Source organism: Pseudonocardia sp. Ae717_Ps2, assembly GCF_001932475.1.
In the GTDB taxonomy this organism is placed as follows: domain Bacteria; phylum Actinomycetota; class Actinomycetes; order Mycobacteriales; family Pseudonocardiaceae; genus Pseudonocardia.
The window spans coordinates 2,027,811-2,053,954 of sequence record NZ_MCIS01000001.1; the positions used below are offsets into that span (position 1 = coordinate 2,027,811).

Sequence of the window (26,144 nt, forward strand, 5' to 3'; positions counted from 1 at the left end):
GCCCCACCCGAAGCGGTCGACAACACCCCGAGGGGGCGCGGACGGGCCCGTCGTGTCCGCATGCTTGCCCTTCGGCGACACGCGAGCACGAGGGGGAACCGATGGGACTGCGGTCGATCAGGTGGGTCGGGGGCGCGCTCTGCGCGGTGGCGGGACTGGCGCTCACCGCGTCACCCGCGCTGGCCGAGGACGCACCCGTCCCGGAGCCGCCCACGTTCACCAGCACGCTCACCGCGACCCTCACCCCGGACGCGGTCCGCGCCGACGACGGCGCACCGGTGCCCGGCCAGCAGGGCGCGACCGGCACCTTCACCCTCCGCCTGAACAGCCAGCAGAACATCGTCTGCTACGACATCCAGGTCACCGGGGTGACCCCGCCGTTCAGCAGCCCCGCGCGGACCGCCACGCACCTGCAGGAGGGGCAGCCGAACGAGTCCGGCAACCCGAGGATGGCCTTCCCGGACCCGCAGGGCCCGCCCGGCGGCCCGATGACCAGCAAGGGCTGCCTGCAGGGACCGTTCACCACCGGTGTGATCGTCGGCGGCGTCGACACCGGCACCGGGTTCGCGGTCACGGACCTGGAGGCCAACCCGGCTGCCTGGTTCGTCGACATCCACACCGAGCAGTACCGGACCGGTGCGCTGCGCGGGCAGCTGTCCAAGACCGGCTGACGGCCCGCTCACCGGCCCGCTCACCGGCCCGCTCACCGGCCCGCTCACCGGCCCGGCGCCGGGTCGCGCTGCGGCCCGGTGAGTCCGGTGGGCCCGGTGCGGACCGGTGTCGGCGCGGCCGGCCGTCGCGTCGGGGACCCGGGTCCCGCGGTCGGATCACCGGTGCCGGTCCGGGCGTCGCACCGGACCGACGTCGCCGGGGGCGATGAGTCCGGTGCCGCGACGCGGTCGGTAGGGGGACCGATCCCATCGTCGCACCGCGGGAGACACCATGACCGGACCAGCACCCACTCTGTCGCCGTCCTCGGCCGGACACCTGCCGGTCAACGGCCTGGATCTGTACCACGAGGTGTACGGCGAGCTCGGGACCTCACCCCCGCTGCTCCTGCTGCCGGGCGCGTTCATGGCCACCGGCTCGATGGCGGCGTGGGTGGCCGGGTTCGCCGCCGACCGCACCGTCGTCGTCGCCGACATGCAGGGCCAGGGCCGGACCCCGGACGCGCCCCGTGCGCTGTCCTACGAGCAGTTCGCCGACGACGCCGCGGCGCTGCTCCGCGGCCTGGGCGTCGATCGGGCGGACGTGCTGGGCTACTCCCAGGGCGGTGGCGTGGCGCTGCAGCTCGCGCTCCGGCACCCGGACCTCGTCGGCAAGCTCGTCGTGATGGCCGCGACGTTCCGCCGCGACGGCTGGTACCCCGCCGTGCACTCCGCCGTCACGGGGATGGACGTGACGGTGCTGTCCGGCACGCCCGTCGAGACGGCGTTCCTGGAGCACACTCCGGACCCTGCCGCGTTCGCGGCGTGGGTGGAGAAGGTGAAGGTGCTCAACGCCGAGGACCAGCAGATCGACGACGCCCGGATGCGCGGCATCACCGCCCGCTCCATGGTGATCGTCGGGGACGCCGACGGCGTGCGACCCGAGCACGCGGTGGAGATGTTCCGGCTGCTCGGCGGCGGCAACGAACGGGCCGCCGCGACCGGGATGCTGCAGGAGGTCCCCCGGGCACGCCTGGTGGTGCTGCCCGCGACGTCGCACATCGGGCTGGTGGGGGAGACGGCGACCCTCGTGCCGGCGATCAGCGCGTTCCTCGACGACGCCGTGGCCCCCACCCCGACCCTGTTCTGACCGGACGACGAGGGCCCCGCCGGATGCTCCGGCGGGGCCCTCGTCGTGGAACGGTGGTGCTCAGTCCAGGTAGTCGCGCAGCACCTGGGACCGCGACGGGTGCCGCAGCTTCGACATCGTCTTCGACTCGATCTGGCGGATCCGCTCGCGGGTCACGCCGTAGACCTGGCCGATCTCGTCGAGGGTGCGCGGCTGGCCGTCGGTGAGACCGAAGCGCAGCCGGACGACGCCCGCCTCGCGCTCGGACAGCGTCGCCAGCACCGACTGCAGCTGGTCCTGCAGGAGGGTGAAGCTCACCGCGTCGACCGCGACGACCGCCTCGGAGTCCTCGATGAAGTCACCGAGCTGCGAGTCGCCCTCGTCGCCGATGGTCTGGTCCAGGGAGATGGGTTCCCGGGCGTACTGCTGGATCTCCAGCACCTTCTCCGGGGTGATGTCCATCTCCTTGGCGAGCTCCTCGGGAGTGGGCTCGCGCCCGAGATCCTGGAGCAGCTCACGCTGTATGCGGCCGAGCTTGTTGATGACCTCCACCATGTGCACCGGGATGCGGATGGTGCGGGCCTGGTCGGCCATCGCGCGGGTGATGGCCTGCCGGATCCACCACGTCGCGTAGGTCGAGAACTTGTAGCCCTTGGTGTAGTCGAACTTCTCGACCGCACGGATGAGGCCGAGGTTGCCCTCCTGGATCAGGTCCAGGAACGCCATGCCGCGGCCGGTGTAGCGCTTGGCCAGCGAGACCACGAGCCGGAGGTTCGCCTCGAGCAGGTGGTTCTTGGCGCGCTCGCCGTCCCGCACGATCCAGCGCAGGTCGCGCCGCATCTGCGGGGACAGCTTCTCGTTCGACTCGAAGACCTTGCGGATGCGCTCGGCGCCGTAGAGGCCGGCCTCGATGCGCTTCGCGAGCTCGACCTCCTCCTCGGCGTTGAGGAGCGCGACCTTGCCGATCTGCTTCAGGTACGCGCGGACCGAGTCGGCCGAGGCGGTGAGCTCGGCGTCCTTGCGCGCCTGGCGCAGGGCCTCGGACTCCTCCTCGTCCCAGACGAAGTCGGCCGACTTCTGCTGCGACGCCCGGGTGGTCGGCGCCACCCGGTTCTTGCCGGTGTTGGTCTCGTCCTCGGAGTCGTCGTCATCGTCGTCGTCGGACGAGTCGTCGGCGGTCTCCTCCTTCGCCGCCGCCTCGATGTCGGCCTCGACGTCCGAGGCGTCGATCTCGCCGTCCTCGAGGACGACCTCCTCGCCGTCGGCGTCCGGCTCGTCGCCGTCGGCCTTCTTGGTGGAGGCCTTCTTCGTGGCGGGCTTGCGCGGGCCGGTCTTCGGCGCGGCCTTGGTCGCCGTGCCACCCGCCGCGGCGGGCTTGCGGGTGCGTGCGGCCGGCTTCTTCACCGTGCCGGTCGCCGCCGACGCGGTGCTCGTGGTGCCGGAAGTACGGCGGCTGCGGGATGCGGTACCCGACGTCGGTTCGACGGTCGAGTCGCTGCGTGCTGCGGAGTCTGCGGCTGCCACCTGGGCCCTCTCGCTACGTGCGCTGGAGTCGTTACGCGGCCCGGTCGCGGCGCGCTCGTCGGGGGAGACGAGGCCACGACGGCCGGGATGTCCTGTCCTGCCACCGTCTCGGTCGCCGGCGTCGATGGTGGTCGCCGCGCGTCCCGGAGACGGGGTGTGCGTTCCATTGTAACTGCGTACCGGCCGGGGGGACGCACCTCACGCCGCCCCGCGCGTCCCGGCGGCTCCGCACGTGGTCGGATGGGGTGGTGAGCCCGCACGAGAGCAGCGATCCCGCCACCCTGCGCGCCGTCGCCGAGCAGGTCGCGGCCGAGGCCGCGGAGCACCTGCGCGGCCTGCCCGCCCCGCACGACGACGGCGTCACGACGAAGTCCTCGCCGACCGACGTCGTCACCGCCTCCGACGCCTCGGTGGAGCGGTTCGTCCGCGACCGGCTCGCGCAGCTGCGCCCCGGTGAGTCGGTGTACGGCGAGGAGGGCGCCGGCGACCCGGCTGTCGCGCGCTGGGTGGTCGACCCGATCGACGGCACCGTCAACTACCTCTACGGCCTGCCCTGGTACGGGATCTCGATCGCCGCCGTCGTCGACGGGGAGGGCGTGGCCGGTGCGGTGTCCGAGCCCGCCTCCGGGCGGCTCTGGTCGGCCGGACGCGGTCTCGGCGCGACCCTCGACGGGCGTCCGCTGTGGGCCGCGGCGACCACCGAACTCGGCCAGTCCCTGGTCGGCACCGGGTTCGCCTACCGTGCCGAACGGCGCGCCCGGCAGGCCGGGATGGTCGCGGCGATGCTCCCCGAGGTCCGCGACGTCCGGCGGGCCGGCGCGGCGTCGCTGGACCTGTGCGCCGTCGCGGCCGGCTGGCTCGACGGCTACCTCGAGCACGGCTGCAACTGGTGGGACTGGGCGGCCGGTGCGCTCATCGCGACCGAGGCCGGTGCCGTGGTGCACGTCTCGGGCAGCCCGGGCGTCCACGGCCTCGACGACGGCGACGCCCTGGGCGCCGACGTCACGCTCGCCGCCGCGCCCGGAGTCGCCGCCGCCCTCGCGGAACTGGCCCGCCGCAGCGGCGCCGACACCGTCTGAGCCGCCGGGGCGCTCCGCTCAGCAGGTCGCCGCGCGGGCCTGGGCCAGCAGGCCCGGGTCGGCCCGCGGACCGCCCTCGGTATCCGGCGCGGACAGCTGGTCCAGCACGTCGCGGGCCGCACGGCCCGGTGCGACGTCGGTGAACGCCGACCCGACGACGACGTCGACCACCGCCCCCTGACGATCGTCGCGGATCAGCTCGACGCAGGGCAGCGCCAGCGCGAGCGTCGACGCGGACGCCGCGCCGTCCGGGCCGAACCGCATCTGCCCGATGCAGTCCAGGTCGCCCTGCGGGAACGCGGGGTCGTTGCCCGGGGTCCCGGCCTCGCCGAACTGCAGGTCCTTGAGCTCGGCGGACACCAGGTTCGCCTGCCCGCGCTGACCGCCGGCGTTGAGGACGTGGAAGCGGACGTCGTCCGGGGCGGCCGGGGCGACCGAGGCCAGCTCGGCCCGGTCGATCTCGGTTCCGGCCAGGGCCCCCGACGACGGGGCCGGGCAGTTCGTCGACGCCGAGCCGTCCGAGGCGGTGCCGAGCACGACCGCCCACGTGGCGACGGCCAGCACGGCCAGCAACGCGGTGGTCACCAGGATCGGACGGGCCCGGCGCCGCTCGTAGGGGCGGTCGGTGCGGGTGCGGCCGGCCGGCATCAGATCGACCCTCCGTCCAGGACGTGGTGGCCCAGCGCGACGAGCGGGCCGACCGACCCGTCGAGGCCGTCGGCCATCTCCGCCGGCACCGACCCGGCCCGGGCCCGCGCCAGGATCCCCGCGAGCACGACGGCCAGCTTGAACGCGCCGAACCCGACGTACCAGGGCAGCGGTCCGGCGTCGAGGCCGGTGCGCGCGGTGTAGCCCTCGACGAGCTCGCGCCGCGTCGGGAAGCCGGGCAGGCCGGTCGGGCTCGCCAGCGGCTGGGCGGAGGACCAGACGGTGGCGTCGCCGTCCTGCTTCCAGTAGACGAGCAGCAGCCCGAGGTCGGCCAGCGGGTCGCCGAGGGTGGACATCTCCCAGTCCAGGACCGCGCGGATGCGGCCGGGGTCCCCGGCGTCGAAGACGCAGTTGTCGAGCCGGTAGTCGCCGTGCACCACGGTGTGGCGCTGCGCGGCCGGCACGTCGGCGGCCAGCCGCTCGGAGAGCCGGGTGAGCTCGGACTCGACCTCCGCGTCCACCGGGACGGGGTCGTCGCCGTCGCGGGCGGCTGCCCACTGCGTGCCCCAGCGCCGGATCTGGCGCTCCATGAAGCCCTCCGGGCGACCGAAGTCGCCCAGGCCCGCCGCGGCCGGGTCGACGGCGTGCAGCGCGGCCAGCACGTCCACCAGCTCCTCGCCCGCGGCGCGGCGCTGCTGCTCCGTGGCCGCCCAGCCCTCGGGCAGGTCGTCGAGCGGCACGACGCCGTCGACGAGCTCCATCACGAAGCAGGGGGCGCCGAGCACGTCGCCGTCGTCGGCGGCCAGCACCGCGGGGACGGGCACGGCGCTCGGCCCCAGCGCGGAGATCACCCGCTGCTCGCGGCCCATGTCGTGGGCGGTCGCGGCGACCTCGCCGACCGGCGGGCGACGCAGCACGACCGCCCCGGCGGGGGAGGAGACCCGGTAGGTCAGGTTGGACCGCCCGGCGCCGATCGGGGTGAGCCGCGCCTCGCGCCACCGTTCGTCGCCGAGGGCCGTGGACAGCCACGCGCCGACGGTGGCGGGGTCGGCACCGGGCGTGGGGGTGCGGGCGCTCGTCGTCACACCGGGCGACACTAGTGCGCCCGGCGGCGGTGGCGTCGGGGCGACACCCGGCATCATCGGGGGACTCGCTGCGACGCTCCGCGGACGCTGGGCTACCCTCCCCGCCGCCGGTGACGGATCGGCCGCGACAGGACTCACGACGGACGAGCCACCCGGTCCACCGGGCCAGGTGAGACCGGCGTCACTCATGGGGCCGGGCACAAACCCGCTCCCCGCGACGTTCTCCAGCGGCACGCGACGACCAACCGATGCGAAGTACCGCTGCTCGTGGGCCGGAATCGAGCAGCTCGGACGTAAGGCAAGGGTGAGACCTGATGGCGACCGACTACGACGCCCCGCGTCGCAATGAGGCCGACGAGATGGCCGAGGACTCGCTCGACGAGCTCAAGCAGCGCCGCAACGAGGCGCAGTCCGCGGTCGTCGACGTCGAGGAGACCGACACCGCGGAGAGCTACGAGCTCCCGGGCGCGGACCTGTCGGGCGAGGAACTGACGGTGAACGTCCTGCCGAAGCAGGCGGACGAGTTCACCTGTGCGAGCTGCTTCCTGGTGCACCACCGGAGCCGGCTCGCCAGCTCCTCGGGCGGACAGTTCCTCTGCCGCGACTGTGCCGCTTGATCGGGCAAGCCTGATCGGGCGCAAGCCTGATCGGGCAGGCCTGACCGGGCGGGCCCGGCAGGGCCCGTCCGACGGGAGGACCACGACGGGGCCCCGGCGATCTCGCCGGGGCCCCGTCGTTTCTGCGCGTGGTTTCTGCGCGTGTCGGCGCTGTCAGTGCTGTCAGCGCTGCTGTTGCTGGGGGTGCGGCGCCTCGGCGGCGATCGCCGCCCGCAGCTCGTCGGGACGGCGCGTGCTGAGCACCCAGTAGGGCTCGTCGCGGCCGATCACCTGGACCCGTACCAGCGGCCCCACCCACGCCCGGTGCAGGACGTAGGCCTGCGGGTCGAGATCGGGGCCCATCGCCTGCTGCTTGTCGGCCCGCGCGACGGTGTCGGTGACGCCCGCCGCGGACAGCGGCAGCTCGCGGCCGTTCGAGACGAGCACGCCGTCGCGGACGGTGACGCGGCTGCGGCCCATCCACCACAGGACACCGACGCACAGCGGCACCATCGTCAGGTAGCCCAGCCACGCCCGCAGGCCGGGATAGCCCATGTGGATCTGCGCGCCCATCAGGACACCGAGCCCGACGGCGAGCAGGTACCACCACACCGGGACGGACAACCGCTCGTCGAACGCAGCAGGGCCAGCCGTCGCAGAGTCGGTCTCCGGATCCCGTTCGCTCACGAGGCCCAGGGTAGCGTCGCCCGCCGTGCCCGGTTCCGTGCCCGCTCCCCCGGACCAGCCGCCGGCAGCAGCGTCCGTCGACGTCCTGCTGACGCGGCTCGACCCCGACGTCCCCCCGCCCGCGTACGCGCGGCCCGGCGACGCCGGGGCCGACCTCGTGACGACCACCGACGTGGTCCTCCAGCCGGGGCGCCGGGCGCTCGTCGGGACCGGGGTGGCGATCGCGCTGCCCGAGGGCTACGCCGGGTTCGTGCACCCCCGGTCCGGCCTCGCGGCGCGGTGCGGGCTCTCGATCGTCAACGCACCCGGCACGATCGACGCCGGGTACCGCGGCGAGATCAAGGTCTGCCTGGTCAACACCGACCCGGACACGCCGGTGAAGCTGCACCGGGGGGACCGCATCGCGCAGCTGGTGGTGCAACGGGTCGAGACGGCCCGGTTCGTGGAGGTCACCGCGCTGCCCGCGTCGGTACGCGGCGCCGCCGGTCACGGCTCGACCGGCGGGAACGCCGCGCTCGTCGCCGGGGGAGGGGACCAGTAGATGCCCGGACGCACACGCGGTCGGATGTTCGACATCCGTCCGGAGGACGGGATCGAGGACACCGGGACAGGTGCCTACCCGGGCTATCCCGGCTACGGCGACTCCGACGTCGACGACTTCGACGACTACGCCGACCACTACGCCGCGCAGGACGCCCGCCGCGGGGCGTCGCCGGCGAACGGCGTGGCCCCGCGCAACGGCTCCGGACCCGGTGCGCCGAACGGCAGGCCGCCCGCGCCGGGGCGCAACGGTTCCGCCCCCGCCACCGGCTCCCGCCCGGTGCCACCCGGCCCGCGGACCGGCGGCGCCGTCCCCGCACCCGCCGGCCCCGCCGCGGCGACGACGGCGGTGCGCGCGGTCGGCCGGGACACCACCGGCCGTGCCCCGGCCCCGGGCGCCTCCGGGCGCCTGCCCGCACCCGCACCCGCGGGGTACGACGACCGGGTCGCACCCGACGGCCGCTGGGACGACGAGGAGCCCCCGCTGCTGTCGCACCGCGTCGAGGACGACGAGCTCGCCTACGCCCGCGACCGCACCCCGCAGGGCTTCGACGGCGGCGACCCCGACGACCCGTCCTGGGGCCGGCGCCCGTCCCGGCCCGCCGGCGACGACCTCGACGACGAGCACGACGCCGAGTACGTCGGTGACCACGACGCCGAGTACGACGACGAGGCCGAGTACGACGCCGAGTACGACGAGGACGAGTACGGCGTCGGTGACGCCCCGCTGTCGGTCCCGCCGCCCGGCAGCGGCGGCCGCCCGCTGGGGCCGGCCGACGTCGAGGAGCTCGACCCGTCGATGACCGACGCGCTCGCCCGCGTCGACCTCGGTGCCCTGCAGGTCCCGGTGCCCTACGGTGCCGAGCTGAAGCTGGAGCCCGCCGGCGCCGAGCGTCCCCAGGCGGTGCACCTGCTGCTGGCCGAGGGCCGGATCGCGGTGAGTGCGCTCGCCGCGCCGCGGTCGTCCGGGCTGTGGGCGGACCTGTCCGCGGAGATCGAGCAGTCCCTGCGCACCGGCGGTGCCCGGGTCCGCAACGCCCGCGGCGACTGGGGCCGCGAGCTCCACGCCCGCACCGAGAACGCCGCATCGGTGTTCGTCGGCTGCGACGGCCCGCGCTGGATGGTCTACGGCGTGGCGACGGCGTCGCTGGAGACCGTCGAGGCCCTCGACGTGGAGCTCCGGCGCGTGCTGCGGGGGATCATCGTCGTCCGCGGGAAATCGCCGTACCCGCCGCGGACAGTCCTGCCCCTGGAGCTGCCCGAGCACCTGCGCGAGCGGCAGCCCGAGGCCGCGCCGCAGAAGCCCAGCATCACCGTGTCCGTCCCGGCCCCCGCCGGGGAGACGGGCGCGACCCCGGCGCCGTCCGGCCCCACGACCGGCGCCCGCCCGGTGCCGGCCGCCGCCTCCGCGGAACCGGCGACGCCGGTCGAGCCCGCCCGCCCGGCCCGCCCGCGCCGTACCGCGCCCGCCGCGGCGTCGGCGTCCGGGGTCCCGGCCGCGCGGCCCCCCGCGGGGCCGGTGGGCCCCCGCCCGTCCACCGACGACGCCGACTCGCGCACCCGCGCGCTGCCGCAGGTCCGCCGCCCCGCCGCGGCGGCCCCGGCCGATCCGGCCGCGGCGCGCACGCCGCTCGCCCCGGACGTGCGCACCGACGAGTCGCCCGCCGAGCGCACCGCGCTGACCGACGGTCCGCTGGTCGCCCCCGGGCCCGAGGCACGGCCCGGTCGCCGACGCGGGCGCCCGGCCCGGCCCGACCGGACCGGCGCGAACCGGCTCGGCGGCGCCCCGGCCGGTGCCACGACGTCCGCTGCCACACCGTCCGCTGCCACGCCCCTCGCCGCCCCACAGCCCGGGGGCATCCCCGGCAGTGCGACCCCGACCGGCGCGATCCCGACCGCGGGCGGCGTCGCCCCCGCGGCCGGGCCGGGCCGGGCCGGTCCCGACACCGGCGTGGGCCCGCTGCCCGGGCGCGGGTCGATCCACGCCCCGGCTCCGCTGCACGCCCCGGCTCCGCTGCACGCCCCGGCGCCGATGCACGCCCCGGCGCCGATGCACGCGCCGGACCCGGCGCCGAGCGCGGTCGCCCCGCTCCGGGCCCCGGAGCCCGAATCGGCGGAGCCCCCGGCCCGCCGCGACCCGGCAGTGACCGCGCTGTCGGCCGCCGACCTGCTCGCCGGCGTCGAGGACGACCGGTCCGCGACCCCGCTCACCGGCTTCGGCCGGGGCGCGTCGGCCGGCGACATCCTGGACCGCAGCACCCCCGTCCCGGCCTCGGCCCTCGACCCCGGCACCGTGCTCGGCGGCCCTGCGCTCGGGGACACCGCGCTCGACGGTACGGCGTTCGACGGCCGCACCGCCCTGGATCCCGGCACCGCTCCCGACGGCTCTGCCGACACCGCTGCCGACGGCTCTGTCGACGCTGCCGATGGCGCCGCCCACGGCCGGGACCCGTTCGGCACCCCGACCGCCTCCGGTGCCACGGCGGGGTCGACCCGGCCCGGCACCGGTGGGGCGGCGCGCCGCTCCCGGCGCGACCGCGCCGCCGACGCCGCCCGCGTCGACGCCGCGGACCTGCTCGCCGCGCGCACGCGGGACACCCCGGCCGGGCCGCCGGAGCCTGCGTCGCCGCCGACGGGGGCCATCGAGGACATCCCGTTGTCGGACGTGCCGCTCATGGAGGCCACGCTCGACCGGCTCCCGGCCCCGACCGAGCCCGCCGCACCGGCGTCCACCCGTCGTCGGCGGGGTGCCCGGCCCACCGCGGACGCGCCCGGCCACACGGCGCCCACCGACCCCACCCCGGACGACGACGGCTGGCTGTCCGCCGAGATCGCCGCCAGCCGCCGGTCCGGTCGGCACGGCGCCGGTGCGGGCACCTCGGTGGCGGACCTGCTCGCCGCCGTCGCCCTCGACGCCCCTGCAGGCGGTGGACGCCGCCGCGAACCCGGCGACGCGCCCTCCACGGGGAGCGGCACCGCCGGGAGCGACACCGCAGGTCCCGCGCCCACCGGCTCCACGTCGCGCGGCGTGGACCACGACCCGGCCCCGGCCGCGTACCCGGCGTCGCCGGGCCCGGGCGGGGACGATCTGTTCCGGGCCGCGGCCGATGCGGACCGCCCCTGGCACGGAGGCGGTCCCACCTCGGCCGACGAGGCACGCAGTGCCCTGCAGGACCTGCTGCGCAGCGCGTCGGCCGACCGCGGGCCGCACGCCGACGGACCGGGTGCCGACCGCACCAACGGGCACGGCGGTGTCACCGGGCTGGCGGACTACCGCGCGAGCCGGGCCGCCGCCGGACGGGCCGCGGCCCGCACCGACGACCCCGCGCCCGCGGACCCGGCCCGCACCGCGGGCGAGCGCACCGACGGCACCGACGACACCGAGGACGCCTCCGGCGGGCTCGACGCCGGGCGGGCAGCGGGCGGGTCCGGGCTCACCGGCCAGTGGCCCTCCGGTCGGCGCGCGGGCGGCACCGGTCCCCGCGACCTCGGACGGCACCGGCGGGACTGAGCGGCAGCGGGATGGGCACGGGTGTCCGGTACGCCCGGCCCGCACCCGCCCGTCGACCACCGGGCGCGGCCCGCGAGCCGGTCGCCGGGGCGGTGACCGGGAGGTCGGGGCCGCCGCGGGCACAAACCGGGGCATCCGCGCGTTACGCTCTCGGCGCCACCACGACACCCTGTCGTGTTGCCGCGCGAGTGCGGGTCACCGGAGGGTCCGGTGACCCCGGGCCGGTACCGGACACGGCCGAGGAGAGACATGGGCAGCACGGATGGCGGAGCGTTCCGCCGGATGCTCCGCAAACTCACCAGCGATGTCGACGAACTCGACGCGCGCGACCTCGCCGAGGACGTCGAGGAGACCGGTGCACGACCGGCCCGCGACTGTGCCTGCGGCGAAGAGGTCACGATGCTCGGCCGGATCCGCAGCGTCGACCTCTGTCCACAGAGTGCCGACGCCACCCTGAAGGCCGAGCTGTTCGACGGGACCGACGGCGTCACCCTGGTCTGGATGGGCCGGCGCAGCATCCCCGGTATCGAGGCCGGACGCACCATGCGGGTCCGTGGCCGGATCTCGGTCCGCGACGGCCGCAAGGTGCTCTACAACCCGTACTACGAGATCTGCCAGGCGCAGTGACCCGCGGGACCCTCGCGGCCTGCTCCTGAGCCGACGGATCGGACCGGCTTGAACGACCACCACCACGACGCCCCGACCACCCGGATCCCGCGTGTCACCGACGTCGACCCGCAGGACCGGACCGCGCCCCTCGGCCGGCCGGTGACGGCACCGGCGCACGCCGCCGCACCGGAACCGGACCGGACCGGGGGACCGGCGGAGTCCACCCCGGAGGCGCCCACCCCGACCCTGCTGGAACAGATGGGCGGGGTGACCGGGATCGTCGCCTCGACCATCCCGGTCGTGGTGTTCGTCCTCGTCAACATCCTGGCCGACCTGACGACCGCGCTGTACGCGGCCGTCGGAGCCGGTGTGCTGGTGCTGGTCTGGCGTCTGGTCCGTCGTGACCCGGTCATGCCCGCGATCTCCGGTCTGCTCGGGGTCGGGGTGTGTGCGCTCGTCGCGAGCCGGACCGGGGAGGCCCGCGGGTTCTACCTGCCCGGTCTGCTCTACAGCGGCGCCCTGGGCGTCGTCGCGCTGGTGTCGATCATCGCCCGCTGGCCGCTGGCCGGGGTGATCTGGCACGGCATCAACGGACACGGCACCGAGTGGCGCGCAGACCCCCACCTGGTCCGCGCCTACGGCTGGGCCACCGCGGTGTGGGCGGGGACCTTCCTCGCGAAGGTCGTCGTGCAGGGCGGGCTGTACCTCGCCGACTCCGAGACCTGGTTGGGTGTCGCGCGGCTCGCGATGGGCTACCCGCTCACCGGGGTCGCGATCCTGGCCACGATCCTCATCGTGCGCCGCGCCGAGCGCGCCCGCCCCGCGACCGCCTGAGCGGCACCGGCACGCGGGACACTCCGGGTGCCGGTCCCCGGCGGGGTGGGAGAGGCGGGGTCACAGGAGAGCGGCGCGGATGTCCTCCTCGACCGCCGTCGTCGCCACGAACAGCAGCTCGTCGCCGCCCTCCAGCGCGTCGTCGGGCTGCGGCACGATGACCCGGCCGCCGCGCAGGATCGTCACCAGCGCCGAGTCCGTCGGCAGCTCCAGCACCCGCACCGGCCGCCCGGCCAGCGGGGTGTCCTCGGGCAGCGTCACCTCGACGAGGTTCGCCTGCCCCTGACGCAGCGTCAGCAGCCGCACCAGGTCCCCGACGGCGACGGCCTCCTCGACCAGCGCCGCCAGCAGCCGCGGCGTCGACACCGCGACGTCGACGCCCCAGTTCTCCCCGAACAGCCACTCGTTGCGCGGGTCGTTCACCCTGGCCACCACCCGGCGGACCCCGAACTCGGTCTTCGCCAGCAGCGACACCACCAGGTTGACCTTGTCGTCGCCGGTCGCGGCGATCACGACGTCGCAGCCCTCGATGCCGGCGTCCTCCAGCGACGACAGCTCGCAGGCGTCGGCGTGCACCCACTCGGCCTCGGGGACCGAGTTCGGGTCGATGTGGGTCAGCTCGCGCTCGATCAGCATGACCCGGTGGTCGGACTCGACCAGCTCCAGCGCGATGGACCGCCCGACGGCGCCCGCACCCGCGATCGCGACCCGCATCAGTCCTCCTCGGGCGGCGCCGCGGCGGCCGCCGTCACGTCGCTGACCGTGCCCGAGACCGCCGCCACGTAGACGGTGTCCTCGTGCTGCACGGTGGTGTCCTTGGTCGGCAGCACCCCGGTGCCGAACCGCACGATGAACGCGACCCGCGAGCTCGTCGCCCGCTCCAGGTCGCGGATCGGGCGCCCCACCCAGTTCTCGTGCAGCGGCAGCGGCAGGACGGCCACGGTGCCGGTGGGCTCGCGCCAGGCGGTGGCGACGCCGTCGGGCAGCAGCATGCGCAGCAGCCGGTCGGTCGTCCACGGGACGGTCGCGACCGTCGGGATGCCGAGGCGCTCGTACACCGCGGCGCGCTTGGCGTCGTAGATCCGGGCGACGACCTTGCCGACGCCGTAGCTCTCGCGCGCCACGCGGGCGGCGATGATGTTGGAGTTGTCCCCGGAGGAGACGGCGGCGAACGCGTCGGCGGACTCCAGCCCCGCCTCGTCGAGCACGCTGCGGTGGAAGCCGAAGCCGACCACCTGGCGCCCGCGGAAGTCCGGGCCGAGCCGGCGGAAGGCCTGCGGGTCGCGGTCGATCACCGCGACCTCGTGGCCGAGCCGTTCCAGGCCCGAGGCCAGGGACGCGCCGACGCGGCCACATCCCATGATCACGACGTGCATGGCGTCTGGGGTCCTTCCGCCGGGTCGGGAGGCCCGGGATGTACGGTTCGTTCCTTCTGTACCGACGGCGACGGGGACGCCGACGACGCGCGGTGAACGCTATCGCGAAGCGGATCGGACCGGGGGCATAGGCTGCGCCCCGTGTCCAAGCTCGCCGTCGCTCTCAAGCGGCTCGTGGTCGGACGACCGCAGCGCAGCGACCGCCTGACGAGCACCCTGCTCCCGAAGCGGATCGCCCTCCCCGTGTTCGCCTCCGACGCCATGTCGTCGGTCGCCTACGCGCCGGAGGAGATCTTCCTGACCCTGTCGGTCGCCGGCGTCGCCTCCTACGCGATGTCGCCGTGGATCGGTCTCGCCGTCGTCGTCGTGCTGCTCACGGTCGTCGCCAGCTACCGGCAGAACGTCCACGCCTACCCCTCCGGCGGGGGTGACTACGAGGTCGCGACGGTCAACCTCGGCAAGAACGCCGGACTGACCGTCGCCAGCGCGCTGCTCGTCGACTACACCCTCACCGTCGCCGTCTCGATCTCCGCGGCCGCGGCCAACATCGGCGCGCTGGTGCCGTTCGTCGCCGAGCACAAGGTGCTGTTCGCCGTCTCGGCCATCGCCGTGCTCACCGCGATCAACCTGCGCGGCATCCGCGAGTCCGGCGCCGCCTTCGCGGTCCCGGTCTACGCCTTCGTCCTCGGCGTCGCGACGATGATCCTCTGGGGGCTGACCCGGGTGCTGATCCTCGGCGACCCCGTGCGCGCCGAGAGCGCCGACCTGCACCTGGTCGCGGAGGGCGACGCGTTCACCGGCCTCGCCCTGGTGCTGCTCGTGCTGCGCAGCTTCACCCAGGGCGCGGCCGCGCTGACCGGCGTCGAGGCGATCTCGAACGGCGTGCCGGCCTTCCGCAAGCCGAAGTCGAAGAACGCGGCCACCACGCTGCTGCTGCTCGGGGCGATGTCGGTGTCGCTGTTCATGGGGCTGATCGCGCTGGCCCAGCTGACTGGCGTCCAGATCGCCGAGGACCCGGCGCGCCAGTTCCCCGACGCCCCGCCCGGCTACGAGCAGCACACCATGATCGCCCAGCTCGCCGACGCGGTCTTCGACAACTTCCCGCCGGGCTACTTCTTCGTCATCGTGATGACGGCGCTGATCCTGGTCCTGGCCGCGAACACCGCGTTCAACGGCTTCCCGGTGCTCGGCTCGATCCTGTCCCAGGACCGCTACCTGCCCCGCCAGCTGCACACCCGCGGCGACCGGCTCGCGTTCTCCAACGGCATCGTCGCGCTCGCGCTGTTCGCGATCCTGCTGGTCGTCGGCTTCCAGGCCGAGGTCACCCGGCTCATCCCGCTCTACACCGTCGGCGTGTTCGTGTCGTTCACGCTGTCCCAGGCCGGCATGGTCCGGCACTGGAACCGGGAGCTCGCGCTGGGGCCGCCGGTGTCCGAGCGCCGCCGGATCCGTCGCGCTCAGTCGATCAACGGGTTCGGCGCCTGCATGACCGGCGTCGTGCTGATCACGGTGCTGATCACCAAGTTCACCCTCGGCGCCTGGATCGCGATCGTCGCGATGGGCGGGTTCTTCGTGCTCATGCGGCTGATCCAGCTGCACTACGACCGGGTCGCGGCCGCACTCGTCGCCGACGAGACCGACGACGTGCTGCCCTCGCGCAACCACGCCGTCGTGCTCGTCTCCACGCTGCACAAGCCGACGCTGCGGGCGCTGGCCTACGCCCGCGCGACCCGCCCGGACATCCTCGAGGCGGTCACGGTCAACGTCGACGACTCCGAGACCAAGAAGCTCGTCGAGCAGTGGCACAAGCGGAACCTCCCGGTCCCGCTGAAGGTCGTCGAGTCGCCCTACCGGGAGATCACCCGGCCCGTGCTGGACTACGTCAAGCGGATCCGCAGCGACTCCCCGCGCAACGTCGTGACCGTCTACATCCCGGAGTACGTCGTCGGGCACTGGTGGGAGCAGGTGCTGCACAACCAGAGCGCACTGCGGCTCAAGACGAGGCTGCTGTTCCAGCCGGGGGTGATGGTGACCAGCGTGCCGTGGCAGCTGCCGTCGTCCTCGCGCACGCGGGCGCTGTCGCCGCTGCAGGCGCCGGGGGCGTCCCGTCGCGGCTACCCGGGCACGGAGCAGCTGCCCGGCGAACTCCGCGACGGCGCGGGCGTCCGCACCGGTGGCGGCACCTCGCCCGCACCCCGTGTCCCGAAGGAGGAGGACCGGTGAACGCCGAGACGGCGACCGACTGGACCGACCGGATGCTGGAGCTGCGGGTCGGCCCCGTCGCGCACGGCGGACACTGCGTGGCCCGCGACGGTGACGGTGGCCGGGTCGTGTTCGTCCGGCACGCGCTGCCCGGTGAGCTGGTCCGTGCCGTGGTCACCGACGACCCGGGTGGGGCGTTCTGCCGCGCCGACGCCGTCGCCGTGCTGGAGGCGTCCCCGGACCGGGTCGAGCCCGCGTGCCCGTGGGCGGGGCCCGGCGGCTGCGGTGGCTGCGACTTCCAGCACACCGACCACGCCACCCAGCGCGTCCTGAAGACGACCGTCCTGCGCGAGCAGCTGGAGCGTCTCGGCGCCGGGGCCGCGGTCGTCGCCACCGCCGACCTCGCCGCGGTGGAGGTCGAGGAGCTCCCCGGCGGTCCGTTCGGCTGGCGCACCCGGGTGCGGCTGGCCGTCGACGACGCCGGCGTCCCCGGCCTGCGCGCCCACCGCAGCCACGACGTGTGCGAGATCGGGGACTGCCCGCTCGTCCCGGCGGGCGCGCTGCCCCCGGTGCTGGAGCGCCGCTTCCGGCCCGACTCCGAGCTCGACGTCACCGTCGTCGGCGACGGGGCGGCCCGGGTCGGCTCCGGCGCCACCGTGACCGCGGCGGGCCGCACCTGGGAGCTGTCGGCCGGCACGTTCTGGCAGGTCCACCCGGCGCTGCCGGACACCCTCGCGTCGGTCGTACGCGACTGGGCCGACGCCCCCGTGGGCGGTGTCGCCTGGGACCTCTACGGCGGCGTCGGGCTGCTCGGCTCGGTCCTCGCCGGCCAGGTGGGGGAGTCCGGGACCGTGCTGGTCGTCGAGTCCGCCGCGTCCGCGGTCGCCGACGGCGCCGCCGCGCTGGCCGACCTGCCGCAGGTCCAGTTCGTGCGGGGCCGCGCCGAGCGCGAGATCGCCCGGCTCCGGCCCGACCCCGACGTCGTGGTCACCGACCCGCCGCGGGCCGGGCTCGGGAAGGCCGCGGTGCGCGACCTGGCCGCCCGCGGCCCGCGGCGGATCGTGCACATCGCCTGCGACCCGGCCGCGCTGGCCCGGGACCTGTCCCTGTTCGCCACCGCCGGGTACCGCACCGCCGCGCTGCGGGCGTTCGACGCGTTCCCGATGACCCACCACATGGAGGCGGCCGCCCTGCTGGAGCGGATCCCGCGGTGACCACCGTCGTCCAGCTCTCGGACCTGCACCTCGGGCGTCCGGATCCGGAGGGCCGGGCCGCCCGCGCCGTCGCCGGGGTCCGGGCGCTGGATCCGGCGCCGGACGTCGTGGTCGTGACCGGGGACCTCGCCGACCACGGCGACCCCGCGGCCTACGCCGGGGCCGCCGCCCTGCTGGCCGGGCTCGACGCGCTGCACGTGCCCGGCAACCACGACGACCGCACCGCGATGGCCGCCGCCGTCGGCCCGGTGGGGGACCGGCTGCACCGCACCGGCGGCTGCACGGTGGCGCTGCTGGACACCCTGGTCCCCGGTGCGCCGCACGGTGCGCTGTCCGAGGGCGCCGTCGCCCTGCTCACCGAGGCCGTCCGGGACCCTGCGCCGCTGCTGGTCGCCCTGCACCACCCGCCGGTCGCGCTCGGGCACCCCGTGCTCGACGGGATGCGGCTGCGCGACCCCGGCCCGCTGGAGATGCTGCTCGCCGCCCGGTCCGACCCGACGCTGGTGGTGTGCGGGCACGTCCACACCCCGCTGGCGACGACGTTCGCCGGGCACCCGCTCGTCGTCGCCCCGTCGGTGGCGCCCGCCCTGCGCTGGCCGGACGTGCCCGGTGCCGGAGGCTCCGACCCGGTCCCGGCGCCGGGTGGGGTGCTGCACGTGCTCGGTGACGGGCCGCCGCGCAGCCGGTTCCTGAACTGGCCGGTGTGAGGCGGGTCGGATGTCGCGGGGGACTCGGAACCCGCTAAGCTCGCTTCAGAACTGAATACGCCGAAAGTAGCAAGCCCTCGTAGTCCAATCGGCAGAGACGATGCACTCAAAATGCATACAGTGTGGGTTCGAATCCCACCGAGGGCACCATTGTCCGGAATTGTCGGTGGCGCGTGCGACGGTTTCCGCATGCACCCGCCACACGTCGTCGACAGGGCCCGGTCGCTGTATCGCGGCGGCATGCCGGTTCGGTCGGTGGCCGCGGCCGTCGGCGTCCCCGAGCGGACCGTGCGCCACTGGTGCACCGGGACCCGTCGCACGGGGGACCCGCGGCGGACCCGGGCCCGCTGCTTCCGCTGCGCCCCCGGTATCGACGTCCCCGTCGCCGACTACGCCTATCTGCTCGGCATGTACCTCGGTGACGGACACCTCACCGCTGCGCAGCGCACCCACTGTCTCTGGATCTACTGCGGCGACGACTGGCCCGGCATCATCGACGACGTCCGGGCCGCCACCGCGGCGGTCCTCCCGGGCGCCTCGGTCTCGACGACACCCAGGGCCGGGTCCACGGCGGTGAAATGCTTCTCGCGGCACTGGACCTGCCTGTTCCCCCAGCACGGCCCCGGAATGAAGCACACCCGCCCGATCCGACTCGAACCGTGGCAGCGCGCCGTCGTCGACACCCGTCCCGACCGCTTCCTGCGTGGCCTGTTCCATTCCGACGGCTGTCGCACCACGAACCGGGTCCGCGCCGTCCTCGCCGACGGTTCGGTACGTGAGTACTCCTACCCGCGCTGGTTCTTCGACAACACCTCCGAGGACATCATGCGGCTCGCCGAGGGGGCGCTCGACCTGCTGGGGATCGCGCACCGCCGGGCCCGGCGCACGTGTCTGTCGGTGGCCAGGGCCGACGCCGTCGCCGAGCTCGACGCCGCGATCGGACCGAAGACATGATCGGGTCGCACCTGCCCGATCGGACGGGTAACGCGGTCGACCGGGCGTGTTTCCGCACACGAAAGGCCGAAGTGGCTCGGCTGCTGCCCCGGACCGCCGGTAGCGTTGGCCGTCCGGACACCCCACCGACCGATGAAGGAGTTCTCCGGTGACCGACAACGTTCCCGCAGAGACGCCGGCCGAGGACGGCCCGCAGCCCGGGTGGCGGGTGCTGGTCGTCGAGGACGAGGCCCTGATCCGGATGGACCTGGCCGAGATGCTCTCCGAGGAGGGCTACCGCATCGCAGGTGAGGCCGGCGACGGCGAGGCCGCCATCACCCAGGCCCGCGAGCTGAAGCCCGACCTGGTGATCATGGACGTCAAGATGCCCAAGAAGGACGGCATCGAGGCGGCGTCGACCATCGTCGAGGAGAAGATCGCGCCGGTCGTCATGCTGACCGCGTTCAGCCAGCGCGAGCTGATCGAGCGCGCCCGCGACGCCGGCGCCATGGCCTACCTGGTCAAGCCGTTCGCCCGGCACGAGCTGGTCCCGGCCATCGAGCTCGCCGTCTCCCGGTTCGCCGAGAAGAAGGCGCTCGAGGACGAGGTCGCGAGCCTGAACGAGCGCTTCGAGACCCGCAAGGTCGTCGACCGGGCCAAGGGCCTGCTCATGACCGCGCAGAAGATGTCCGAGCCCGAGGCCTTCCGCTGGATCCAGCGGACCGCCATGGACCGCCGCACCACGATGAAGGCCGTGGCCGCGGCCGTCGTCGAGGGACTCGCCCCGGCGAAGACCTCCTGAGGCCCGGCGGCGGTCGACCACCGCCGCCCGGCACCGTCGCACCGGCCCCGTCGCGCACCGCGCGACGGGGCCGTCGTCGTGCGTGCGGGCTCCCCGGCGCGGGCCCCGGTCCGGCCAGGACCGTCGTACGCCACGGGGTGTCGTTCCCCGTTTCGATGCACCACGACACGGTTCAGGTAACCGAAAGTGCCCGTCCGGGCACCCGAAAAGATCCACTTGTGTCACGCTGGTGTCGCCGCATCACATTCCTGTCACGAGTGGTGATGATGTCCCTTCTCCTGGTTCGGGCGTACTACTTTTCCGCCATTCTCCCGCGCTGCTTCGGGCGGGCGGAGAACCGAAGGGGACTCGAATGACGCGAACGACGTGGCGACTCGCCGCCCTTGCCGGGGCGGCGTCGCTGGTACTGGCCGGATGCGGTGGTGGTGGGGACACCGGTTCCGGCGGGGCCACCGGCGGCTCCGAGGAGCCTGCCGCCGCGGGGCCGGCATGCACCCCGCCGCAGGCCCAGGCGACCGGCAACCCGAGCACCGCGCCGCTGAAGATCGGCTCCCTGCTGCCGGAGACCGGCAGCCTGGCGTTCCTCGGCCCGCCCGAGTTCGCGGGGGTCGACGTGGCGGTCAAGGAGATCAACGGCGCCGGGGGAGTCCTCGGCAACCCGATCCAGCACCTGCGCGGTGACTCGGGCGACGACACCACCGACATCGCGAACCAGACCGTCGACCGGCAGCTCGGCGCCGGCACGCAGGTCATCGTCGGCGCGGCCGCGTCGGGCGTGTCCAAGCTGGTGATCGACAAGATCACCGGTGCCGGCGTGGTGCAGTTCTCGCCCGCCAACACCTCCGACGAGTTCACCTGCTGGCAGGACCGCGGACTGTACTTCCGGACGGCACCGCCGGACGTCCTGCAGGGCCAGGCACTCGCCCAGCTGATCACCTCCGACGGTGGCCAGCGGGTGGCGCTGCTCGCCCGGAACGACCCGTACGGGTCCGGTCTGGCCGACAGCACCGAGCGCAACCTGGTCTCGGCCGGCATTCCGCAGGACCAGATCACGAAGATCATCTACGACCCGAACGCCGCATCGTTCAACCCGGAGATCGACCAGGTCGCGCAGTTCAACCCGGATGCGATCGCGGTGATCGGCTTCGACGAGTCCAAGCGGATCCTGAGCCGGATGAGCGAGGTCCAGATCGGCCCGGCCCAGAAGTCCGTCTACGGCACCGACGGCAACATGGGCAACGCCCTGGGCGAGGGTCTGCCCGCCGGACTGCTGAACGGCATGAAGGGCACACTGCCCCTCACCGAGCTGTCCGGTGACTTCCGGCAGCGGCTCACCGCGCAGGACCCGAGCCTGACCGACTTCAACTACGCGGCCGAGTCCTACGACGCCGTGGTGGTCTCGGCGCTGGCCGCCGAGGCCGCGAAGTCGACCAACGGCGCGGACATCGCGACCCAGATCATCGGGATCACCAAGGACGGCGAGAAGTGCACCACCTTCGCCGCCTGCAAGGCGATCCTCGACCGGGGCGGTGACGTCGACTACGACGGCGCCACCGGCACGCTCGACTTCACCGCTGCGGGTGAGCCGGGCTCCGGTTCGTACGGTGTCCAGACCTTCGACGGTCAGAACAAGATCTCGGACAACGTCACCTACGTCCGGGTCGGCGCCCAGAGCTGATCCGCGGCACGACGGGCGAGGGGCGGACCGGCAACGGTCCGCCCCTCGTGTCGTGTCCGGGCCCGTGGTGACCGGTCAGGTCACTTCTTCTCGCTGCTCCCGGCCAGGGTGCCCAGGTAGAGCTCGATGACCTTCGGGTCGTTCAACAGGTCGCGACCACCGGCGGTGTAGGCGGCGCGGCCCTGGTCGAGCACGTAGCCGCGGTCGCAGATCTGCAGGCAGCGGCGGGCGTTCTGCTCCACCATGATGACCGAGACGCCGGCCGCGTTGATCTGCTTGCAGCGGACGAACACCTCGTCCTGCAGCATCGGGGACAGCCCTGCCGACGGCTCGTCGAGCAGCAGCACCGACGGTTCCATCATCAGCGCCCGCCCCATGGCGACCATCTGCCGCTCGCCGCCGGACAGCGACCCCGCCTTGATCTTGCGGCGCTGCCCCAGCATCGGGAACAGGTCCGCGACGACGTCGAAGCGCGCCGCGAACGACTTCGGCCGCAGGAACACCCCCATCTGCATGTTCTCCTCGATCGAGAGCGAGGGGAACACGTTGTCGCGCTGCGGGACGTAGCCCAGACCCCGGGTGACCAGCGCGTGCGCCTTGGCTCCGGTGATGTCGGCGTCGCGCAGCCGGACCGTGCCGCTGCGCACGGGGATGAGCCCGAACATGGCCTTGAGCAGCGTCGACTTCCCGGCGCCGTTCGGCCCGATGATCCCGACGATCTCACCGTCGCGCAGGAAGAAGTCGCTCCCGTTGAGGATGTCGACCCCCGGCACGTACCCGGCGACCAGCGAGTCGACCCGCAGGACGGCGCCCTCGGCGAGCCCGCGGTGGACCTCGGTGGTGGCCGCGCGCTCCGGTGTCATGACGTCCTCGGCGCCGGATTCCCGCTCGCTCATGTGCGCTTCCCCTCCTGGCCCTGGTGGGCCGGACCGGTGCCGTCCTCGCGCAGGCCGCCCTCGAGCTCGGCGGCCTCCATCTCGGCGACGATCTCCGCGGTCTCGCCGACCGGGTTGCCGTCCTCGTCGAATTCGAGGACCTGGTCGTGGTGCGAGCCGAGGTAGGCGTCGACGACGGCCTGGTTCGACGACAGCGCCGACGGCGGCCCCTCGGCGATGACCTGCCCCTGGGCCATGACGACGACCCAGTCGGAGATGTCGCGGATGACGTCCATGTCGTGCTCGACGAACACCACGCTCATGCCCTCGTCGCGGAGCGACTTCACGTGGCCCAGCAGGCTCTGGGTCAGCGCCGGGTTGACCCCGGCCATGGGCTCGTCGAGCATGACGACCTTGGGATCCATCATCAGGGCCCGTGCCATCTCGAGCAGCTTGCGCTGTCCGCCGGACAGCGAGCCCGCCAGGTCCTCGGACTTGGCGTCGAGCTTGAAGCGGGCCAGCAGCTCGCGGGCCTGCTCGGTGATCCGCCGCTCCTGGGCGCCCCAGCCGGTGAACAGCGCGCCGAGGAAGCTCTCGCCGCGCTGACCGACCGCGCCCAGCTTCATGTTCTCCAGCACCGTCATGCCCGCGAGGGCCTTGGTGAGCTGGAAGGTGCGGACGACGCCCTTGCGGGCCACCCGGTGCGGCGGCAGCTTCTGCAGCGGGCTGCCGTCGTAGACCCAGGAGCCAGTGTCGGCCCGGTCGAAGCCGGTCAACAGGTTGAACAGCGTGGTCTTGCCGGCGCCGTTCGGGCCGATGAGGCCGGTGATGGCGCCGCGCTGGAACTCGAGGTGGGCCACGTCGACGGCCTTGAGGCCGCCGAAGGTGCGGGTCACGCCGTCCACGGTGAGCACCGGGTCCGGCTTGGCGACGCCCGGTTCCGGGGCGACGCCGGTCAGTGTCCGGCCGGTCTCGGTCTCGGTCCGTCCGGCGGTCGGGTCGTCAGCGGCCATCGCTCAGCACCTCCCTGCGGCGTCCGAAGATGCCTTGTGGTCGGAACACCATCATGAGGCCCAGGAACAGGCCGACCAGCACGAAGCGGATCGCGCCGACGTCCTGGGAGGAGATGAACGGCAGCAGCGGTGCGTCCCCGGCCGTGGCCTGACGCAGGAACGCGTCGGCCACCGAGAGCAGGAACCAGAACACCATCGCGCCGATCACCGGCCCGAAGACCCGGCCCGCCCCGCCCAGGATCAGCGCGGCGTAGGCGAAGAAGGTCTGCGGCGGGGAGTAGAAGTCCGGCGTCAGCGACTGGGTCGCCAGGGCGAACACGATGCCGCCCAGCGCGCCGAAGACCCCGCCGAGGGCGAGCGCCTGCATCTTGTAGGCGAAGACGTTCTTGCCCAGCGCGCGGGCGGCGTCCTCGTCCTCGCGGATCGCCTTGAGCACCCGGCCCCACGGGCTGCGCACGAGCAGCCAGGTGAGGAGCACGCACAGCGCGACCACGGTCCAGCCGACGACGATCGCCCACAGGTCCGGCCCGCGCAGCGACAGCACCCCGAAGTCGTAGGTGCCGGTGCCGAACGGGTTGGCCCTGGCGAACGAGTCGGCGAACCCGGTCAGGCCCTGGGTACCGCCGGTGAAACCGGTCTGCGAGGTCGAGCGGGTGATCAGGCGCAGGATCTCCGACGCCGCGATCGTCACGATCGCGAGGTAGTCCGCGCGCAGGCGCAGGGTCGGGATGCCCAGTACGAGCGCGAGCGCGACACCGCAGGCCATGCCGATGATCACGCCCAGCCACAGCGGGGCGCCGTAGTTCGCCACCGAGATGCCCATGCCGTAGGCACCGACCAGCGCGAAGCCGATCTGGCCGAAGTTGAGCAGCCCGGTGTAGCCGAAGTGGATGTTGAGTCCGAGGGCCAGCAACGCGAAGAAGATGGCCGAGGGGCCGATCAGCTGTGAGAGCCCGACCGTGAGGAGCTGTCCGAAGTCGATCATGTCTGCCCCCTCAGCCGATCCGTGCCCGGGACCCGAGCAGGCCCTGCGGCCGGAACACGAGGATCACGATCAGCACGGCCAGTCCGCCCAGGTACTTGAGGTCCAGTGGCAGCACGAGTGTGGAGAGCTGCACGAGGATGCCGACGATCAGGCAGCCGAGCAGGGCGCCGTAGGCGGTGCCGAGCCCCCCGAGGATGACCCCGGCGAACATCAGCAGCAGCAGGCGGAAGCCCATCTCGTACTGGACGGTCGAGGACAGCTCCGACAGTGCGAAAAGCACACCGCCGAGCGTGGCCAGCGCACCGCCGAGCATCCAGACGAACAGCACCACCCGGTCGACGTTGATGCCCGACGAGGCGGCGAGGTCGCGGTTGTCGGAGACCGCGCGCATCGCCTTGCCGATCCGGGTCTTCTGCAGCAGCAGCGCGACCGCGACGAGGACGACGATCGCGATCACGATCGCCGACAGGTCCTTGTCGGTCAGCGCGATCGGGCCGTAGTTGCGCACCGTCTGGCCGGTGTAGTCGGCGAAGGACTCCGACCGGCCGCCGAAGATGATCAGCACGAGATAACGCAGCGCGATCGACAACCCGATGGAGACGACGAGCTGGGCGATCAGGCCGGCACCGCGCCGGCGCAGCCGTCGCCAGATCCCGAGCTCGTTCGCGGCGCCCAGCAGGGCACCGATGAGCATCGCGACGATCGTCGCGGGGGATCAGTTGGACGCCGCCGCCGACGTTGATGAACCAGGCGATGACGGCGCCGATGGTGACCATCTCGCCGTGTGCGAAGTTCGTGAGGCCGGTGGTGCCGAAGATCAGCGACAGGCCGACCGCGGAGATGCCGATGACCAGGCCGAACCGGATGCCGTCGACGAGCAGCCGCAGGAAGGTCGCGAACCCGCCGGTGGCGGCGCCCTCGACCTCGGCGCCGAAGCGGAACACCACGGTGTTCAGCGATCCGGCGGTCACCTCGCGGGTGGTCTCGCCCTGCAGGACCTCGGTGCCGGGCGGCAGCGAGGCCTCGTCGAGCCGGAACAGGTAGGAACCGGCGCCGGGGACGGTCAGGGTCCAGCGGCCGTTCGCCTGGGAGCGGGTCTCACCGGCTGGCGCACCGTCGCGCTCGGCGGTGATGCGCACGTTCGGCAGCGGCTGGCCGTTCTGGTCCCGCAGCGTGCCGCTGACGTCGATGCCGTCCGCCTGCTGGAACGGGGCGACGGCGCCGGGGGAGGCCGGTGCGGGGTCGGTGGGAGCGGTCGCGGCGGCGGCCGTCCCGGACAGGGTGAGCGCGCCCAGCAGGGCGATGAGCAGGCCCACCAACCACCGGGCGGTCGTGGGGATCGGGGAGTGCCGCGACGCACCGACGGGCGGGGTGACCGCGCGGTCGGTGCGCGGTCGGCGCGGGAGCGGATGTGGTGACAACGTTCGTCCTCGTGGGTCGTCGGACACGACTCTGTGCGACACCCTGATG

Annotated in this window: 23 protein-coding genes, 1 tRNA gene and 2 pseudogenes; 15 read left to right on the forward strand and 11 right to left on the reverse strand. The window is 74.0% G+C overall.

Annotated features, from left to right (window positions below; translation table 11 throughout):
- The first annotated feature begins 101 nt into the window (after window positions 1-101).
- On the forward strand, window positions 102-671 hold the full coding sequence (locus Ae717Ps2_RS09690) for a CHRD domain-containing protein (RefSeq protein ID WP_020625213.1): 570 nt from the start codon (window positions 102-104) through the stop codon (window positions 669-671).
- A gap of 271 nt (window positions 672-942) precedes the next feature.
- Window positions 943-1,797 carry an alpha/beta fold hydrolase gene (locus Ae717Ps2_RS09695; protein ID WP_075305787.1) on the forward strand — a complete coding sequence of 285 codons (855 nt, stop codon included), beginning with the start codon at window positions 943-945 and terminating at the stop codon, window positions 1,795-1,797.
- A 60-nt stretch (window positions 1,798-1,857) separates the two neighbouring features.
- Here Ae717Ps2_RS09695 and Ae717Ps2_RS09700 read toward each other — a convergent pair.
- Window positions 1,858-3,318: pseudogene (locus Ae717Ps2_RS09700) on the reverse strand (RNA polymerase sigma factor); the annotation flags it as partial.
- A 230-nt stretch (window positions 3,319-3,548) separates the two neighbouring features.
- Here Ae717Ps2_RS09700 and Ae717Ps2_RS09705 point away from each other — a divergent pair.
- Window positions 3,549-4,379 carry an inositol monophosphatase family protein gene (locus Ae717Ps2_RS09705; protein ID WP_075334219.1) on the forward strand — a complete coding sequence of 277 codons (831 nt, stop codon included), beginning with the start codon at window positions 3,549-3,551 and terminating at the stop codon, window positions 4,377-4,379.
- An 18-nt stretch (window positions 4,380-4,397) separates the two neighbouring features.
- Here the strand turns inward: Ae717Ps2_RS09705 and cei are convergent, their stop codons facing one another.
- On the reverse strand, window positions 4,398-5,027 hold the full coding sequence (gene cei / locus Ae717Ps2_RS09710; protein WP_075333253.1) for an envelope integrity protein Cei: 630 nt from the start codon (window positions 5,025-5,027) through the stop codon (window positions 4,398-4,400).
- Window positions 5,027-6,112: a phosphotransferase family protein gene (locus Ae717Ps2_RS09715; RefSeq protein ID WP_075305790.1), complete on the reverse strand. Its 1,086-nt coding sequence runs from the start codon at window positions 6,110-6,112 to the stop codon at window positions 5,027-5,029. Before Ae717Ps2_RS09715 ends, cei begins: the two co-directional genes overlap by 1 nt.
- A gap of 314 nt (window positions 6,113-6,426) precedes the next feature.
- On the opposite strand from Ae717Ps2_RS09715, the gene Ae717Ps2_RS09720 reads away from it, so the two are divergent.
- Window positions 6,427-6,729, forward strand: coding sequence for a DUF4193 domain-containing protein (locus Ae717Ps2_RS09720; RefSeq protein ID WP_020626973.1), 303 nt, complete (start codon window positions 6,427-6,429; stop codon window positions 6,727-6,729).
- A gap of 162 nt (window positions 6,730-6,891) precedes the next feature.
- Here Ae717Ps2_RS09720 and Ae717Ps2_RS09725 read toward each other — a convergent pair whose 3' ends face one another.
- Window positions 6,892-7,395: a DUF3093 domain-containing protein gene (locus Ae717Ps2_RS09725; RefSeq protein WP_075305791.1), complete on the reverse strand. Its 504-nt coding sequence runs from the start codon at window positions 7,393-7,395 to the stop codon at window positions 6,892-6,894.
- A 25-nt stretch (window positions 7,396-7,420) separates the two neighbouring features.
- Between Ae717Ps2_RS09725 and dut the strand changes: the two genes are divergently transcribed.
- The 4 genes from dut (at window position 7,421) to Ae717Ps2_RS09745 (ending at window position 12,889) form a co-directional block, all read left to right on the forward strand.
- The gene (gene dut, locus Ae717Ps2_RS09730) at window positions 7,421-7,936 is read left to right on the forward strand and encodes a dUTP diphosphatase (RefSeq protein WP_083696037.1); all 516 of its coding nucleotides are present in this window, start codon (window positions 7,421-7,423) and stop codon (window positions 7,934-7,936) included.
- Window positions 7,937-11,446: a DUF3710 domain-containing protein gene (locus Ae717Ps2_RS09735; protein ID WP_143510357.1), complete on the forward strand. Its 3,510-nt coding sequence runs from the start codon at window positions 7,937-7,939 to the stop codon at window positions 11,444-11,446.
- A 249-nt stretch (window positions 11,447-11,695) separates the two neighbouring features.
- Window positions 11,696-12,073, forward strand: a complete 378-nt coding sequence (locus tag Ae717Ps2_RS09740) for an OB-fold nucleic acid binding domain-containing protein (protein WP_020622832.1) — start codon at window positions 11,696-11,698, stop codon at window positions 12,071-12,073.
- A gap of 48 nt (window positions 12,074-12,121) precedes the next feature.
- A complete protein-coding gene (locus tag Ae717Ps2_RS09745) occupies window positions 12,122-12,889 on the forward strand; it encodes a DUF3159 domain-containing protein (protein ID WP_020622833.1) in 768 nt (255 codons plus the stop codon).
- Window positions 12,890-12,949: 60 nt separating this feature from the next.
- On the opposite strand, the gene Ae717Ps2_RS09750 is transcribed toward Ae717Ps2_RS09745, so the two are convergent.
- Together Ae717Ps2_RS09750 and Ae717Ps2_RS09755 are read right to left on the reverse strand one after the other, a co-directional pair.
- Entirely contained in the window at window positions 12,950-13,603 is a 654-nt protein-coding gene (locus tag Ae717Ps2_RS09750; protein ID WP_020622834.1) for a TrkA family potassium uptake protein, read from the reverse strand.
- The gene (locus Ae717Ps2_RS09755; RefSeq protein WP_020622835.1) at window positions 13,603-14,265 is read right to left on the reverse strand and encodes a TrkA family potassium uptake protein; all 663 of its coding nucleotides are present in this window, start codon (window positions 14,263-14,265) and stop codon (window positions 13,603-13,605) included. Before Ae717Ps2_RS09755 ends, Ae717Ps2_RS09750 begins: the two co-directional genes overlap by 1 nt.
- A gap of 141 nt (window positions 14,266-14,406) precedes the next feature.
- On the opposite strand from Ae717Ps2_RS09755, the gene Ae717Ps2_RS09760 reads away from it, so the two are divergent.
- The 7 genes from Ae717Ps2_RS09760 to Ae717Ps2_RS09790 all read left to right on the forward strand — a co-directional run bounded on the left by Ae717Ps2_RS09760 (window position 14,407) and on the right by Ae717Ps2_RS09790 (window position 21,801).
- Entirely contained in the window at window positions 14,407-16,488 is a 2,082-nt protein-coding gene (locus tag Ae717Ps2_RS09760) for an APC family permease (RefSeq protein WP_075305795.1), read from the forward strand.
- Window positions 16,489-16,520: 32 nt separating this feature from the next.
- Window positions 16,521-17,681, forward strand: a complete 1,161-nt coding sequence (locus tag Ae717Ps2_RS09765) for a class I SAM-dependent RNA methyltransferase (RefSeq protein ID WP_043277099.1) — start codon at window positions 16,521-16,523, stop codon at window positions 17,679-17,681.
- Window positions 17,678-18,388 carry a metallophosphoesterase gene (locus tag Ae717Ps2_RS09770; RefSeq protein WP_075305797.1) on the forward strand — a complete coding sequence of 237 codons (711 nt, stop codon included), beginning with the start codon at window positions 17,678-17,680 and terminating at the stop codon, window positions 18,386-18,388. Before Ae717Ps2_RS09765 ends, Ae717Ps2_RS09770 begins: the two co-directional genes overlap by 4 nt.
- Before the next feature lie 73 nt (window positions 18,389-18,461).
- Window positions 18,462-18,538, forward strand: a tRNA-Leu gene (locus Ae717Ps2_RS09775).
- A gap of 90 nt (window positions 18,539-18,628) precedes the next feature.
- Entirely contained in the window at window positions 18,629-19,342 is a 714-nt protein-coding gene (locus Ae717Ps2_RS09780; protein WP_198932159.1) for a hypothetical protein, read from the forward strand.
- 148 nt (window positions 19,343-19,490) lie between these two features.
- Complete coding sequence (locus tag Ae717Ps2_RS09785; RefSeq protein ID WP_075305803.1) at window positions 19,491-20,123, forward strand: ANTAR domain-containing response regulator; 633 nt, start codon at window positions 19,491-19,493, stop codon at window positions 20,121-20,123.
- A 352-nt stretch (window positions 20,124-20,475) separates the two neighbouring features.
- Entirely contained in the window at window positions 20,476-21,801 is a 1,326-nt protein-coding gene (locus Ae717Ps2_RS09790) for an ABC transporter substrate-binding protein (RefSeq protein WP_075305805.1), read from the forward strand.
- A gap of 80 nt (window positions 21,802-21,881) precedes the next feature.
- On the opposite strand, the gene Ae717Ps2_RS09795 is transcribed toward Ae717Ps2_RS09790, so the two are convergent.
- The 5 genes and pseudogenes from Ae717Ps2_RS09795 to Ae717Ps2_RS40285 form a co-directional block, all read right to left on the reverse strand.
- Window positions 21,882-22,697 (reverse strand): ABC transporter ATP-binding protein, encoded by an 816-nt coding sequence (locus Ae717Ps2_RS09795; RefSeq protein WP_020622842.1) that lies wholly within the window; start codon window positions 22,695-22,697, stop codon window positions 21,882-21,884.
- Window positions 22,694-23,689 (reverse strand): ABC transporter ATP-binding protein, encoded by a 996-nt coding sequence (locus Ae717Ps2_RS09800; RefSeq protein ID WP_083696035.1) that lies wholly within the window; start codon window positions 23,687-23,689, stop codon window positions 22,694-22,696. The genes Ae717Ps2_RS09795 and Ae717Ps2_RS09800 overlap by 4 nt, the downstream gene beginning before the upstream one ends.
- Window positions 23,679-24,674: a branched-chain amino acid ABC transporter permease gene (locus tag Ae717Ps2_RS09805; protein WP_020622844.1), complete on the reverse strand. Its 996-nt coding sequence runs from the start codon at window positions 24,672-24,674 to the stop codon at window positions 23,679-23,681. Before Ae717Ps2_RS09805 ends, Ae717Ps2_RS09800 begins: the two co-directional genes overlap by 11 nt.
- A gap of 10 nt (window positions 24,675-24,684) precedes the next feature.
- The gene (locus Ae717Ps2_RS38150) at window positions 24,685-25,368 is read right to left on the reverse strand and encodes a branched-chain amino acid ABC transporter permease (protein WP_198932160.1); all 684 of its coding nucleotides are present in this window, start codon (window positions 25,366-25,368) and stop codon (window positions 24,685-24,687) included.
- 88 nt (window positions 25,369-25,456) lie between these two features.
- A pseudogene (locus tag Ae717Ps2_RS40285) lies at window positions 25,457-26,137 on the reverse strand (carboxypeptidase regulatory-like domain-containing protein); the annotation flags it as partial.
- Between the last annotated feature and the right edge of the window lie 7 nt (window positions 26,138-26,144).